At 70.5% G+C, this 13,532-nt stretch carries 13 protein-coding genes; 7 read left to right on the forward strand and 6 right to left on the reverse strand.

The features are described 5' to 3' along the window. Positions 1-111: 111 nt before the first annotated feature. Both ACGFIA_RS06705 and ACGFIA_RS06710 read left to right on the forward strand, forming a co-directional pair. A complete protein-coding gene (locus ACGFIA_RS06705) occupies positions 112-384 on the forward strand; it encodes a hypothetical protein (RefSeq protein ID WP_357387261.1) in 273 nt (90 codons plus the stop codon). 130 nt (positions 385-514) lie between these two features. After that, complete coding sequence (locus ACGFIA_RS06710) at positions 515-730, forward strand: hypothetical protein (protein ID WP_357387263.1); 216 nt, start codon at positions 515-517, stop codon at positions 728-730. A gap of 70 nt (positions 731-800) precedes the next feature. On the opposite strand, the gene rfbB is transcribed toward ACGFIA_RS06710, so the two are convergent. The 3 genes from rfbB to ACGFIA_RS06725 form a co-directional block, all read right to left on the reverse strand. After that, positions 801-1,799 (reverse strand): dTDP-glucose 4,6-dehydratase, encoded by a 999-nt coding sequence (gene rfbB / locus ACGFIA_RS06715; RefSeq protein WP_357387295.1) that lies wholly within the window; start codon positions 1,797-1,799, stop codon positions 801-803. A 123-nt stretch (positions 1,800-1,922) separates the two neighbouring features. Then, the gene (locus ACGFIA_RS06720; RefSeq protein WP_357387265.1) at positions 1,923-2,480 is read right to left on the reverse strand and encodes a dihydrofolate reductase family protein; all 558 of its coding nucleotides are present in this window, start codon (positions 2,478-2,480) and stop codon (positions 1,923-1,925) included. Positions 2,481-2,588: 108 nt separating this feature from the next. Beyond that, entirely contained in the window at positions 2,589-3,401 is an 813-nt protein-coding gene (locus ACGFIA_RS06725; protein ID WP_357387267.1) for an MBL fold metallo-hydrolase, read from the reverse strand. Positions 3,402-3,475: 74 nt separating this feature from the next. On the opposite strand from ACGFIA_RS06725, the gene ACGFIA_RS06730 reads away from it, so the two are divergent. Beyond that, entirely contained in the window at positions 3,476-3,973 is a 498-nt protein-coding gene (locus ACGFIA_RS06730) for a helix-turn-helix domain-containing protein (RefSeq protein WP_357387269.1), read from the forward strand. 43 nt (positions 3,974-4,016) lie between these two features. Here the strand turns inward: ACGFIA_RS06730 and ACGFIA_RS06735 are convergent, their stop codons facing one another. After that, a complete protein-coding gene (locus ACGFIA_RS06735; RefSeq protein ID WP_357468193.1) occupies positions 4,017-5,324 on the reverse strand; it encodes a condensation domain-containing protein in 1,308 nt (435 codons plus the stop codon). A 651-nt stretch (positions 5,325-5,975) separates the two neighbouring features. On the opposite strand from ACGFIA_RS06735, the gene ACGFIA_RS06740 reads away from it, so the two are divergent. Then, complete coding sequence (locus ACGFIA_RS06740) at positions 5,976-6,722, forward strand: SDR family oxidoreductase (protein WP_357387297.1); 747 nt, start codon at positions 5,976-5,978, stop codon at positions 6,720-6,722. A 54-nt stretch (positions 6,723-6,776) separates the two neighbouring features. On the opposite strand, the gene ACGFIA_RS06745 is transcribed toward ACGFIA_RS06740, so the two are convergent. Beyond that, entirely contained in the window at positions 6,777-7,985 is a 1,209-nt protein-coding gene (locus tag ACGFIA_RS06745) for a Glu/Leu/Phe/Val dehydrogenase (RefSeq protein WP_393258996.1), read from the reverse strand. 200 nt (positions 7,986-8,185) lie between these two features. Then, positions 8,186-9,796 carry an alpha/beta fold hydrolase gene (locus ACGFIA_RS06750; protein WP_357387275.1) on the reverse strand — a complete coding sequence of 537 codons (1,611 nt, stop codon included), beginning with the start codon at positions 9,794-9,796 and terminating at the stop codon, positions 8,186-8,188. 264 nt (positions 9,797-10,060) lie between these two features. Here ACGFIA_RS06750 and ACGFIA_RS06755 point away from each other — a divergent pair, with 264 nt between their 5' ends. Genes ACGFIA_RS06755 through ACGFIA_RS06765 form a run of 3 tightly spaced genes read left to right on the forward strand, consistent with a single transcriptional unit; the run spans position 10,061 to position 13,372 of the window. Next, entirely contained in the window at positions 10,061-10,954 is an 894-nt protein-coding gene (locus tag ACGFIA_RS06755; protein WP_357387277.1) for an acetaldehyde dehydrogenase (acetylating), read from the forward strand. A 44-nt stretch (positions 10,955-10,998) separates the two neighbouring features. Then, positions 10,999-12,015: a 4-hydroxy-2-oxovalerate aldolase gene (gene dmpG, locus ACGFIA_RS06760; protein WP_357387279.1), complete on the forward strand. Its 1,017-nt coding sequence runs from the start codon at positions 10,999-11,001 to the stop codon at positions 12,013-12,015. A gap of 58 nt (positions 12,016-12,073) precedes the next feature. Beyond that, entirely contained in the window at positions 12,074-13,372 is a 1,299-nt protein-coding gene (locus ACGFIA_RS06765; RefSeq protein WP_357387281.1) for a nucleotide disphospho-sugar-binding domain-containing protein, read from the forward strand. Positions 13,373-13,532: the final 160 nt, after the last annotated feature.

Here is a 13,532-nt window from a genome sequence, read left to right on the forward strand (position 1 = left end):
ATACATCTCTTCATGCAGCCTCAGCGGTCGGGACACGATCTGTCAATACCGTGCCGCCCGCTGCCGCCTGTGAGCGTGCGGTCGCCGGGACCGGCGGATAAGGTGCGGCACATGCGATCGCTGATTGCGGCAATCGTCGAACACGAGGAGGCCGCCAGCTTCCTGGCCTGGCCGGGCGACTTCGACCTCGACCGGAGAGACCACGTCGAGGACGTCCACCTCGCATCAGGCGTGGCACTCGAAGGCCTCGCGGGTGACGGCGCCGGGGGCACGTACTTCTTCTGCGGTGACGGTGGCGAGGAACGGCCGGTCCTGTATGCGGACTCGGAAGGCAGCGCGGCCCTCGTGGCGATCGGGCTGGAGCAGCGCCGTACCACAGATTGATCAACGACTGAGGGCACTGCCCAGCGGGTACGGGCGGCGATGCGGAGCGATGGTGCTATCGCCGCGCAGCGGCCGGACGCGGCCGTTCGTCTCTTGAAGACGGTGCGCCGGGATGCGATCGTCACCGGCTATGAGCCCGCATCGACACGAACGCCCCCGACGGCCGAGCGACGACATCGAGGACCGGCGCGACCGGCGCGACGCACGGATGCGCGCCGATCGTGTGGAGATCGCGATGGCGGAGCTGGAGGACAGGCCGCCGACCGACGACATCGAGTTCGGGCCCGACCGGGACACGCGTACGTGGCGCGGCGGATCGCCCGGACTCGGCCGGCGACGCCGCTGAACACACGGCGCGCCCGTGACGGCGCCGGCTACCGGGGCGCGGCGGGTGCGGCATCCGCCCGGGCGTGACCTCAGCCCGCTGTCTCACCGGCGGCGCGGTAGCCCTCCTCGACGGTCTGCTTCCGCGGCTTCCACCACCATTCGTTGGCGCGGTACCAGTCGATGGTGGCCGCGAGCCCGTCGCGGAACGAACCGAACCGCGGCCGCCATCCCAGCTCGGTGCGCAGCTTCGTGGAGTCGTTGGCGTAGCGCAGATCGTGCCCCGGGCGGTCGGGCACCAGATCGTACGCGTCGGCCGGCCGGTCCATCAGGGTGAGGATCAGCTCGACGATCTCGCGGTTGCTGCGTTCGTCGCCGGAGCCGATGAGGTAGGTCTCGCCGAGCCGGCCGTGCCGCAGGATCAGGTGGACCGCCTCGTTGTGGTCGTCGACGTGCGTCCACTCGCGGACGTTGACGCCGGTCCCGTACAGCTTCGGGCGCTCACCGATCAGCACGTTGGTGACCTGCCGGGGGATGAACTTCTCCACGTGCTGGAACGGCCCGTAGTTGTTGGCGCAGTTGGAGAGCGTCGCCGCCACGCCATAGGACCGGACCCACGCGCGCACCAGCAGGTCCGATCCCGCCTTGGTGGCGGAGTAGGGGCTCGACGGGTCGTACGCGGTCCGCTCGGTGAACTTCGCGGGCCCGTCCAGCGGAAGATCACCGAACACCTCGTCGGTGGAGACGTGGTGGATCCGGACGTCGTGCCGGCGTACGGCCTCCAGCAGGGTGAACGTGCCGATCAGGTTGGTCCGGACGAACGGCTCCGGATCGCGTAACGAGTTGTCGACGTGTGACTCGGCGGCGAAGTGGACGACCACGTCGGAGCCGGCGACCAGGGTGTCCACCAGCTCGGCGTCGCAGATGTCGCCGTGCACGAACTCCACCCGGTCCTCGACCGGGCCGAGGCTCGCGCGGTTGCCCGCGTAGGTCAGGGCGTCAAGGACACGGATCCGGTACTCGGGGTGGTGCCGCAGGGTGTGGTGGACGAAGTTCGACCCGATGAACCCCGCGCCCCCGGTGACCAGCATTCTCGTCATGAGTCGTCACTCTATCGGCCGCCAGGGTCTCGACCGATTCACCGAAGGCGATGACACCGCATTCCGGAAGAAGCGCGGCACGGGCGCGGGCGGCCCCCTCGGCTGTGGGGCGGCTCAGCGCGTCCGGTAGCGCGCGTAGATGAGGCCGGTGGCGAAGGAACGCTCCTCGACCAGTTCGAGGTCAAGGCGTAGACCCTCGGGGAAGAACCGCTTTCCGCCCCCGACCACAGTCGTGGTGATGAACAGGTGGTATTCGTCCACCAGGCCGGCCGCGATCGCCTGGGCCGCGAGGTTCGGGCCGTCGATGGTGAGGTCCCGGTCGGCCTGGGCCTTGAGCCTGCGCACCGCGTCCGGGTCGAAGGACCGCTCGATCCTGGTCTTCGCGCTGGACACCGACCGCAGCGTCGTGGAGTACACGATCTTCTCCGCCGCCTGCCAGTCGCTGGCGTACTGGAGTATGTGCGGTGGCTGGCCGGGCTTGGTGTGCGCGGTCTCCCAGTAGACCATCGTCTCGTAGATGCGACGGCCGTAGAGGTACGTGCCGACGGGGCGGAAGAGGTCGTTGACGAAGGTGTGCACCTCCGGGTCCTCGGCCCCGGTGCCGAGGCTGCCCTCAGCCGCCTCGACGTAGCCGTCGAGCGAGGTGACCATCGAGTAGATGAGCTTCGCCATGCGTCTCCTCCGGGCACCGACACCTCTTCGGCTACCGCCACCGTCCGGGTCGACAGCGACGCGATCAGCCGGCGGCGTCGGCCGGTCCGGCCGACGCCGCCGACATCGCTACACGCGCTGGGCGAGGCGCTGGGCCTGCCCGGCATGCATGTCGCTCACCCACTCCCAGCCGGGCTTGGCCGATGGACCGACCCGCGGATCGTCGGCGATGTCGCCCTCGGGCAGAGCGAGCACATACGCCCGGTCGCACTCGATCCGCGCGCGGACCTGATCGGCCTCGGCGACCGACCCGTGGCCCGGAACAACGACATCGACGTCGTCCGCCACCTCCTCGAGCAGCCGCAGCGCGGTCAGGTAGTCGTCGACCGGCTCCTCGGCGCCGTTCAGGTCGAGCATCGGAATCAGGACATCGGAGAGCACGTCGCCGGCCACCAGCACCCGACGCTCCTTGATCAGCAACGACGCATGGCCGGGCGCGTGCGCCCGATGCTCGATGATCCGGACCTCGGGACCGTCCCAGGGAATCCGGCTCGTCCCCTCCGGGAGGCCGGTGATGCGGCCGAGCAGGTCCAGCGGCACCTTGCCGACGACCTCCGGCGGGAGCATCCCCTCGACGCGTTGCCTCGCGTCCGCGTCCGGCAACTTGGCCCGGACGGTGGCCGCGCAGCCCGCGGTGCCGTACCGAGGTGCCTCGCCGAAGCTCTCATGCCACAGCAGATGATCCCAGTGCGGGTGCGTCGAGAAACCCGCCACGACGCTCTGACCCAGCTCGGACAGGTCGTTGGCAAGGCAGGCCATCTCGTCACCCGTCACACCGGGGTCGATGAGCAACACGCCGGACCGGCCTTGCACGACGACGGCGTTGCACTCGAGGAACTCGCTCTCGTGGATCAGCACACCCTCCGCGACCTGCCTCAGCACGGGGCCCCCTTCGTTCGTGATTCTGCTATCGCCGGTCGGGACGCTAATACCGGCGGTGGTAGTTTGCAAGCACTATGGGCGACACGCACGAGCCGCGGTCGGAGTGTCCGATCAACGCCGCCGTCGAGGTGTTCGGCGATCGCTGGAGCCTGCTCGTCCTCCGCGACATCGTCTTTGGGGACCGCCGCTACTTCCGGGAGCTGCAGGCCAACTCGATCGAGGGCATCGCCACGAACATCCTCGCCGACCGGCTGAAGCGGCTCGTCGAGTCGGGACTGCTCACCCGGGAGGACACTCGACCGGGCCAGCGGGCGCGCTACAGCCTGACCGAACCCGCCATCCGGCTCGTACCGGTGTTCGCGCGGCTCGGCAGCTGGGGGCTCCGGCACCGGCCCACGGACTCCGCGCTGCGCGCCCCCGCCGAAATGCTCGAAAACGGCGGCCCCGGGCTCTGGCAGGAGTTCATGGACGAACTCCGCCACTCGCATCTCGGCACCGGCGCACCACCGCGATCGCCGAGCCTCCACGAGCGACTGAGCGCGGCCTACCTGGCCGCCGCGGACGCCGGTTGACCACCGGGCGTCGCACGACGGCCGGGCGGCCGCGCCGCATCCGCTACGGCTTGCGCCAGGGCTGATCCGGCTGGTCGGCGATCGTCAGGATCAGGTCGATGAAGTCCGAGCCCCAGCGATCGATCGTGCCCGCGTCGACCGCACCGGGCTCGTACTCGACGCAACACCGCAGTTCGCCGGGGGGAGCCACGAGGAAGGTCCAGACGAACCCGCCACGGAGAAAGGACGTCGTCCGTTCCTCCGGCATGACCACCGGTTCGACGCTGGCCGCGAACCCGGTGTCGTCCTGCGCCACCGGTGAGTTGATGTAGTTGAGGATGGGCATGAGGGCCCGCGGATCCGCGGCACCGTTCATCAGGCCGGGCGTCATCTCGACGATCGTCGGGAACGGAAACGGGTGCCGCCGTGCCTCGGCGCCGCCCTTACGCGCGAGCAGCATGAGGTCCAGGAAGGTCTCGCAGCCGCCGAACTCCAGACGAAGGGGAACCGGGTTGACGAAGAAACCGATGGTGTCGTAGAAATCCGGGCTCGGCCGGCCACTGCTCGACGTGAACAGGGTGATGTCGGACCGGCCGGTGACTCGCTCCGCGAGCACCATGAACGCCGCCAGGAAAACGTGCCAGACGCTGCAACGATTCTGGGCGGCACTCGCCGCGACCTTCGCGAAGCTGCCCGGGTCGATCGTGAAGTTCCCGATCGCCATCTGCGGCTGCAGCGTGTCGGGACCGTGCGGCCGGTCGGCCGGCATGGTCAGCATCTCGGCACCCGCCAGCTTGTCCGACCAGAAGCGGCGCGCGGCCGCCGCCTTCCCGCCGCGCAGGAACTCCTGTTCCTGAAGGGCGAACTCCCGGTACGGGACCGGCGTCGGAAGCGTGTGCGGCACGCCCGTCACCCGGGCCGTGTAGCAGGCCGCGATCTCACGCCGGAGGATGTCGGTCGACCAGCCGTCACAGAAGAGGTGGTGGGTCTGGATGGTGAGCACCGCGTCGCGGTCGTCGAACCGGTGCAGGGAGGCCCGCAACGACGGCTTGACCGAGAACGACATCGTCTGTTGGCTCAGATCGGTGAGCAGATCGACCGCCACGTCGTCGCGCGAGCGGCCGGGTTCCACGGCGATGTCGCGGACGGTGAGCGGGACCGGCAACGGCGGCAGCACCTCCTGGAACCCGAGGTTGCCGTCCGTCTCGTCGTAATGAACCCGCGTACGCAGGGACTCCTGCCGTTCCACGACCTCGTCGAGGGCGGCTCTGAGGGCATCGACGCGCAGTTCTCCCTTGATCCGGAGAGCCAGGGCGATGACATGTTGCGGTGCGCGTGCCAGACCGCCCGGGTCCCGCTGCCGGGAACTCAGCGGATAGCGGGCCGCGGGTTCCACGAGGATCTCCGATTGGTTCATGGCAGCCCCCAGGAGTCATAGATCGACGTATTCCTCTGCGACACTCCTCCGGCCACGCTAGTCAGGACGCCGGCGGCGGGCACCTTCGTAGTTGCCCGCCGCTGTCTGGCGTGCGAGCACGGCCGGAGATGCCCCGTACTCCCGGCCTGCCGGATCGTGGGCCCTGCCACCGCGGCCGCCCTCTTGCCCACCGGGCAGCCCGCGCCCCACAGCCCAGCCACCTCCGGGTGACGATGCCGACGGCCACCCATGCCGTCGATCGCCCTCGCCCGGGAGACGGCGCCGACGGCTACCCGCCGTCGGCGCCGTCGCACTGGTCGGCGCGTCGGAGCCGGCCCGCGGATCGTCCCGTGGGTCGGTACGGCCGAACCCGGTGCCCCGGTCCCGGCGGCACGGGTACCGGCGATATCCGTCGTCGCACTTTCGCGGGTGCTGCCGGCTGACCGCCTGGCAACGATCAGGAGACCGCTGAACCCACCAGGAAGGGGCCCGACCATGAGCGAAGCGCACGGCACGCCCGAGGAAGGCGCCGCGACGCCCGTAGTCGCGGACGAAGGCGATCCGTCCGGCCCGCAGTCCCGCCGAGCCCACGGGGACGCGAGCCCGGTGGCGGGCCGCGCCGTCCTCGTCACGGGGGCGGCGAGCGGCATGGGATGGGCCATCGCGAAGCGATTCGCGGCGGCGGGTGACCGGGTGGCACTTCTCGACAAGGCGGCCGGCGTCGCCGACGAGCTCCTGGGCGAGCTGGACGGCACCGGGCACGTCGCCCTCCAGGCCGACCTCATGGACAGCGCCGCTGTGCGGACCGCTGTCGACTCCGCCGCCGAGCGTCTGGGCGGGCTCGACGTCCTGGTGAACAACGCCGGCGTCTTCACCCTGCACCCCATCACCGAGGTGAGCTACGAGGTCTGGCAGCAGCACTGGCAGTCCACCCTGGGGCCCAACCTGATCGGCGCGGCCAACGTGACGTGGTGCGCGGTCCAGCACCTGAAGGAGCGCGGCGGGCGGATCGTCAACGTCTCGTCGCGGGGCGCGTTCCGCGGCGAACCCGAGGCGCCGGCCTACGGTGCCAGCAAGGCCGGCCTGAACTCCTTCGGCCAGTCGCTCGCGCTCGCCCTCGCGCCGTACCGGATCTCGGTCGCGACGGTGGCGCCCGGATTCGTGCGGACCCCGATGGCCAAGGAGTACCTCGAGGCACCCGGTGGCGACGCGATCAGGGCCCAGAGCCCGTTCGGCCGGGTCGGCGAGCCGGACGAGATCGCCGCGGCCGTGTTCTATCTGGCCTCGGAGAAGGCCGAGTGGGCCAGCGGTGCCGTACTCGACCTGAACGGCGCCTCCTACCTGCGGACCTGAGCAGCGGTGGCGGTCCGGTCCGGGCGGCCGATGTCGTCCGGACCGGCTCGACCATCAGAACGTCCGCTGGTAGGCGCGCGCGACGTCCAACCGTGTCTGCGCCATCTCGACCGCGGCCTCGGCGGGCAACAGACCGGGACGGGCCGCGACCCGATCCAGCAGTTCGAGCGTGTTGGCCGTGATCCGCTCCGCGATCTGGGTGAACGCCTCCGCCCGGGTACGGCCCCGGTGCTCGGCGGCCGCGCAGATCACACCCCCCGCGTTGACGATCACGTCGGGCACGCTGAGCACACCGCGCCGGGCGAGGACAGCCTCCGCCTCCGGTGTGACCGGCAGGTTCGCGCCCTGCAGGATCGTCCTCGCCCGCACGTCATTGACGTTGCCCATGTGCACGGCGTCGCCCTGGGCGGCGGGGATCAGGATGTCGCACTCGACGGTGAGCAACTGGTCGCGCTCCATGGGTTTCACGTCGTGGCAGTCCGCGATCGGGCCGGTGCGCTGGAAGGCCGCGAGCGCCTCGATGTCCAGGCCGTCCTGGTCGTAGACGGCGCCGGTGATGTCGGACACCGCGACGACGCGAGCGCCGAGGCGGGCCAGCTCGAGGGCGGCGACTCGCCCGACGGCGCCGAAGCCCTGGACTGCCACCCGGGCGCCCGCCAGCTCGAGCCGGTTCGCGGCCTGCAGGGCCTCCGCGCACTTCGCCACGCCGTAGCCGGTGGCGCCGACCTCGTTGAGCGGGATGCCGCCCAGCGCGCTGGGCAGCCCGACCGAGCGGCCGATCTCGTCGCGGATCCACGCCATCGCCGTCTCGTCGGTCCCCACGTCGGGCCCGGGGATGTAGTCGACGACGTGACGGATCGCGCGCGCGAAGGAGCGGAGCACGGACTGCCGCGCCGCGGGGTCGAGCGGCCCGTTGATCCGGATGCCCGACTTCCCTCCGCCGTGTGGCAGTCCGGCCACCGCATTCTTGATCGTCATGGCGCGGGCGAGCCGGGCCACCTCGCCCACGGTGACCGTCGGGGTCATGCGCACCCCGCCGATGGCCGGGCCGAGCACAAGATTGTCGAGCACGACGATGCCCGTGGCACCAGCCGTCAACTCGAAGAAGTGCACGGCCGCGGGGCCGAGATCGTCGGCCGGCCAGGCTGCGGTCTCCCGCATCACGGCCTCCCCGGCGTCCCGGTGGGAACCGTCTCGCCCGCGCCCGGTGGCGAATACCAGAATGACTCGCGCATGGATGTGACCTCCCGAATAGATGGGCATCCGTCGTGTCGAGTCTCACCGCGGCGTTGCGGCGTGCTCAACGGTGAAATTGCCGTCCGGCCACGAGGGTGACCGCTGATCGGAGTGCCGGTCCTGATGGCGACGGCGCTGCCGTCTCGGCACATCGGACGGGCGGCTGCCGCCTCACCCGGCCACTGGCATTCGCAGTGGCCGGGTGAGGCGAAGACCGGCCGGGGGTGTCAGCGAGCCCGGCGCGCCGATGGTGTCCCGAGGACCGACGCGGGGCCCAACGGGGACCTGGCGGCGCCGATTCCGGACGCCTGCGCGGTGGCCGCCGGGCCGGGTACCGGCTGCGGGAGCGGTGCGCAGGTCGCATCCGGGCCGTTGCCCCGCTGACGTGCGGGCAACGCGCCGGTCGCCAGGTAGGTGGCGACCACGCCGTTCACGCACTCGTTGCCGACGAAGAAGCCGCTGGCGTGGCTGGTGCCACCCGGTACGGCGAGCAGGCGGGAGTGCGGGAACCGCCTGCGCACCTCGAGACTCCCCCCGAACGGCGTCGCCGCGTCCAGCGTCTCGTTGACGAGCAGGACGCTCGCGACGCGCCGCCCGTCGATGTCCACCGCCCGGCCCGCCGGTGCGGGCCAGGACAGGCAGGGCGCGTTGTACCACCCGTTGAGCCAGGTGAGGAACCGCGCCGTCCGGAAGGTGGAGCTCAGGTCGCGCTGCCAGGTGGCCCAGTTCCGGGGCCATGGCGCGTCGGTGCACGACACCGCGTTGTAGGCGGCGTAGCCGTTGTCGTCACCCGGCCCGTCGACGATCTGGTACCAGCCGATCAGCGTGTCGGCGTCCTGGTCGTGCACCCACCCGGCGAACACGCCGGCGAGCTGGGTCCAGAAGTACTGGTTGTATCCGGCGTGCACGAAGATGTCACTCCACTCGGCGCCGCCGACGACGCCGCCGGCCGGCTGCCGGTCGAGTTCGTGGAGTTTCTGGTAGAAGAGCTTCTCGACCGCCGCCGCCGTGCTGCCGAGGTGGTAGACGCTGTCGTACCGGGCGAGCCAGCCGAACCAGATCCTGATGTTTCGTTCGAAGGCGACGGACTGGTCCAGGTTGTTCCGGTACCAGACGGTGCGCGGGTCCACGGTGCTGTCCAGCACCATCCGCCGTACGCGCGCCGGGTAGACGCTGGCGTAGACCTGGCCGAGGTAGGTGCCGTACGAGTATCCGAGGTAGTTGATCTGGCGTGCGCCCAGTGCGATCCGCAGGCTCTCCAGGTCACGCGCGGAGTCCAGCGTCGTCATGTGCCGCAGTAGCGGCCCGTTCTCCTCGGCGCAGGCGCGGGCATATCCACGCGTGCGCGAGAGCCAGGCGCGCTCCACTGCCGGAGTACCGGGCACGTACGGCGGCCGCGGCGCCGCGAAGTAGTCCGGCCGGCAGGAGATCGCCGGCACGCTGGAGCCCACGCCGCGCGGGTCGAGGCCGATCCAGTCGTAGGCGTCGCCGGCGCCGTCCGGGACCGCCTGGCCCAGTGCCGCCAGGCCCAGCCCGGATCCGCCGGGGCCGCCGGGGTTGGTCAGCATCACGCCCTGGTACTGCGAATCCGGCGTGGTGTGCGGGATCCGCGACACCGCGAGCTGGATCGTGGCGCCGCGCGGACGGGCGTAGTCGAGCGGAACGGTGAGGAATCCGCACCGCGCACCGGCGGCGGCCAGATCCGGGTCCGCGCAGGCACCCCATGCGATCCGGGTCGTGGCGGCCGCGGACGCGGTCGCTCCGGCGCCGGTCATCAGAACGCCGACCATGGCGGCGGCAACGAAGTGCCTCGTCCGGCGGCCGATCGTCGTGCTCATCACGCGCCCTCCCTGGGTGTGAGTGCGGCAGCGTCAACATTTGTGATGCTTGTCGACGTCGCACACCAGGGGCAACGTTCCATTGTGCGCAGTGCGCCACCGACGCTCGCCGGAATCCGGCACCGGCCGGCTGATGACGCACTCGTGGAGAAGTTTCGTCGTCCCGCTCACGGCATGCTGAACGAGAGCGTGCGCCACAATCGCGCCGGCCGCAACGACGGGACCGGCCATGGTTCGGGGCAATTCTGAGGGGAAGATCGGGCTATGAATAAGGGCAGCCGGTTGAACGTTGCCATCCTCGGAGCGGGGCTCATTGGGCTCGATCTCTTGACAAAGATCAAGCGTTCCAAATTCCTTGACTGCCAATTGGTGGTGGCGCGCGACAGTCAGAATCGCGGATTGCGCACCGCAGCCGAACTTGGCTACCGGACGACCGGCGGCGGGGTCAGGTCGCTGGCGTCTGCCCCGGTGAAGTTCGACGTCGTGTTCGACGCCAGCAACGCCGCCTCCCACGCCGAGCACTGGGAGTACCTGGAGGGCCTCGGTGCGCTGGTCGTCGATCTGACGCCGAGCCGGATCGGCCACATGATCGCGCCGACGGTGAACGGGACGGACGCCCTTGTGCACCGCAACGTCAGTTTGATCAGCTGCGGCGGCCAGACGGCGATCCCGATCCTGCACGCGCTCACCCAGCGGTACTCACCCGACTACATCGAGGTGGTGACGACCGCGGCCAGCCAGAGTGTGGGGCGGGCGAGCCGGCTGAACCTCGACGAGTACGTCGAGACGACGCAGGCCGCCATCCGTGCCTTCACCGGAGTGCCCGATGTCAAGGTCCTGCTGAACCTCAGCCCCGCCGAGCCGCCTCCCACCTTCCGGGTGGCGATCTCCATGACCGGCGACGACTTCGATCTGGACGTGATCCGCAAGCACGTGACAGCGGCGGCGGAAGAGGTCCGGACCTTCGCCGCGGGCTTCGACATCGCCGCGTGCAGCGTCGTCGACGGCCGGGCGTTCATCGCGATCGAGGTGAGCGCCTCGGGAGATCTGATCCCGCACCACGCGGGGAACCTCGACATCATCAACTCCGCCGCCATCTACGTCGCCGAACAGTACGCAGCGGGCCGTCCGGTCGCCCAGAAGAGGACAGTGAGCTGAACATGGACCAGGGTACGCAGGAAGACGCCGTGACGATCCGGCCGGTGACCATCCATGACCCGACACTGCGCGACGGTCAGCACGCGATTCGTCACCAACTCGGTCGAGACCAGCTCCGGCGGTACGCCGCCGCGGCGGACGCGGCCCGCATCCCGGTCGTGGAGGTGGGCCACGGCAACGGCCTCGGCGCGTCGTCGCTGCAGGTGGGCCGGGCCGCGCTGACCGACGCCGAGATGCTCACCGTGGTCCGGGAACAGCTCTCGCACAGCAAGATGGCCGTGTTCATGCTGCCCGGCTGGGCCACCACGCACGACCTCAAGGAAGCGGTGAACCACGGAGTCGACGTGGTGCGGGTCGGCGCCCACTGCACCGAGGGCAACACCATGGAGCGCTATCTGGGGTTCCTGCGGGACGCCGGAGTGGAGGCGCAGAGCGTCCTGGTGATGAGCCACATGGCCGCACCCGGGCGGCTGGCCGAGGAGTGCCGCCGGCTCGTGGACTACGGCGCGTCAGCCGTGGGCATCATGGACTCCGCCGGGCACTACCTGCCCGAGGACGTCAGCGAGCGGATCACCGCCATAGCCGGTGCCGTCGACGTGCCCATCATCTTCCACGGGCACAACAACCTCGGGATGGCCGTGGCCAACTCCGTGGCCGCGGCGCGCGCCGGTGCCACGATCATCGACGCGTGCGCCAGAGGATTCGGGGCGGGCGCCGGCAACACCCAGCTCGAGGTGGTGGTGCCGGTCCTCGAACGGAGCGGCTTCTCGACGGGTGTCGACCTGTACGGCCTTCTCGACGCGGCGGACCTGGCCGAGCGGGAACTCATGCCCAAGCCGCCGACCATCGACTCGGTGGGCATCGTCAGCGGGCTCGCGGGCGTGTTCTCCGGCTTCAAGAACCCGGTGCTCGACGCGGCGAGGCGCGAGAACCTGGACCCGCGTGACATCTTCTTCGAGCTGGGCCGGCGCCAGGCGGTGGCCGGCCAGGAAGACCTGATCGTCGACGTCGCCGCGGCCCTGGGCAGAAGCAGGGTCGACATCCCGGACCCGACGTCCTAGAAGTCCCGCCGCACCGGGCACCGCCTGACGTTCCTTCGCTCGACTCCTGGGAGTTTCCGTGCGCATCCTGGTCCTGAACTGTCCGAGCAAGACCCACCTGTACGCGCTGACACCGCTCGCCTGGGCCCTGCGCACCGCCGGGCACGAGGTCCGGATGGCCACCCAGCCGGACCCGGTCGGGCTGACCCCCCAGGATGTCGCGCACACCGGCCTGACCGCGGTGTCCCTCGGCACCCCGATCGACCTGACCGCGATGGTGTCCGAGAAGGCCACCGAGGAGGAGGCGCTCCCCGTCCCGGACGCGGACGCCGGGCCCTACGAGAACGGGCGCAAGTCGGTGCAGGCCGACTACGCCGCCGACGACCCGCTGGGCGAGCTCACCGCCCTGGCCGACTGGCACTTCACGATCTTCAACCCGGATTCGGTAATCGACGACGCGGTGCGCTTCGCCCGGGCCTGGAAGCCGGACCTGGTGCTCTGGGACGGCATGACGATGGCCTACGCGGGCCCGGTCGCCGCCCGGGCCTGCGGCGCCGCGCACGCCCGCCTGGTGATGTGCACCGACGCGCTGATGCAGCTGCGGACTGCGGCGCGGGCTGTCGACCCGGCGCGCGATCCGATGCGGGTCCACCTGGAGCCGATCCTCGCCCGGTACGGCCTGGACTTCACCGAGGAATCGGTGACCGGCCAATGGTCGGTGAACGCGATGCCGCCCTGGACCTGGCAGCCGGAGGGCATCGACTACCAGATGGTGCGCGCGGTGCCGTTCAACGGCCCGTCGATCGTTCCGGAGTGGCTGTACGCCGAGCCGGACCGCCGGCGCGTGTGCCTCACGCTCGGCCTGTCGTTCCGCGAGCTGAATGCCGGCGCGTCCGTCAGCGACATGCTGGACGCGGTCGCAGACCTGGACGCGGAGGTCATTGTCACGCTCACCGATGAGCAGCGCGCGGCCCTGCCCGCCCTGCCGGGCAACGTCCGACCGGTTCCCTTCGTGCCGTTGAACGCGCTGCTGCCGACCTGCTCGGCCATCGTGCACCACGGCGGGTACGGCACGGTGGCCGCGGCCACCTACTACGGGGTGCCGCAACTGCTGGTGCCGGGCAAGTTCGGCGCCGACAAGTTCTGGGGCCCGCTGGCGGTCGTCACCGCTCTGGAGGAGCAGGGTGCCGGTGTCTACGTCAGCGACCCCGGCCGGCTCACCGCCGAGGCCCTGCACAACCAGCTGCGACGGGTGCTGGACAGCCCGTCCTACGGCCGCAACGCCGAACGCCTGCGCGCGCGGACAGCGGCGGTCCCGTCGCCCAACGACGTCGTGCCACAGATGGAGAAGCTCGCCACCGTGCACCGCGCCGGATAGCGGGCGGCCGGGGCCGGGCGTCGAGTTCATCCGGGCACCCCGGCCCGACGACCGGCAACGCCGTCTCCTCATTCGAGGAGACGGCGTTGTGCCGTGCGCCTGGCTCGGCGATATTCACCTGTGGCGCGGCGTGAGGCCGGTGGCGGGTGTGGGCCCGCCA

The sequence above is a fragment of the Micromonospora sp. NPDC049203 genome (genome assembly GCF_043197215.1).
Lineage (GTDB): Bacteria > Actinomycetota > Actinomycetes > Mycobacteriales > Micromonosporaceae > Micromonospora.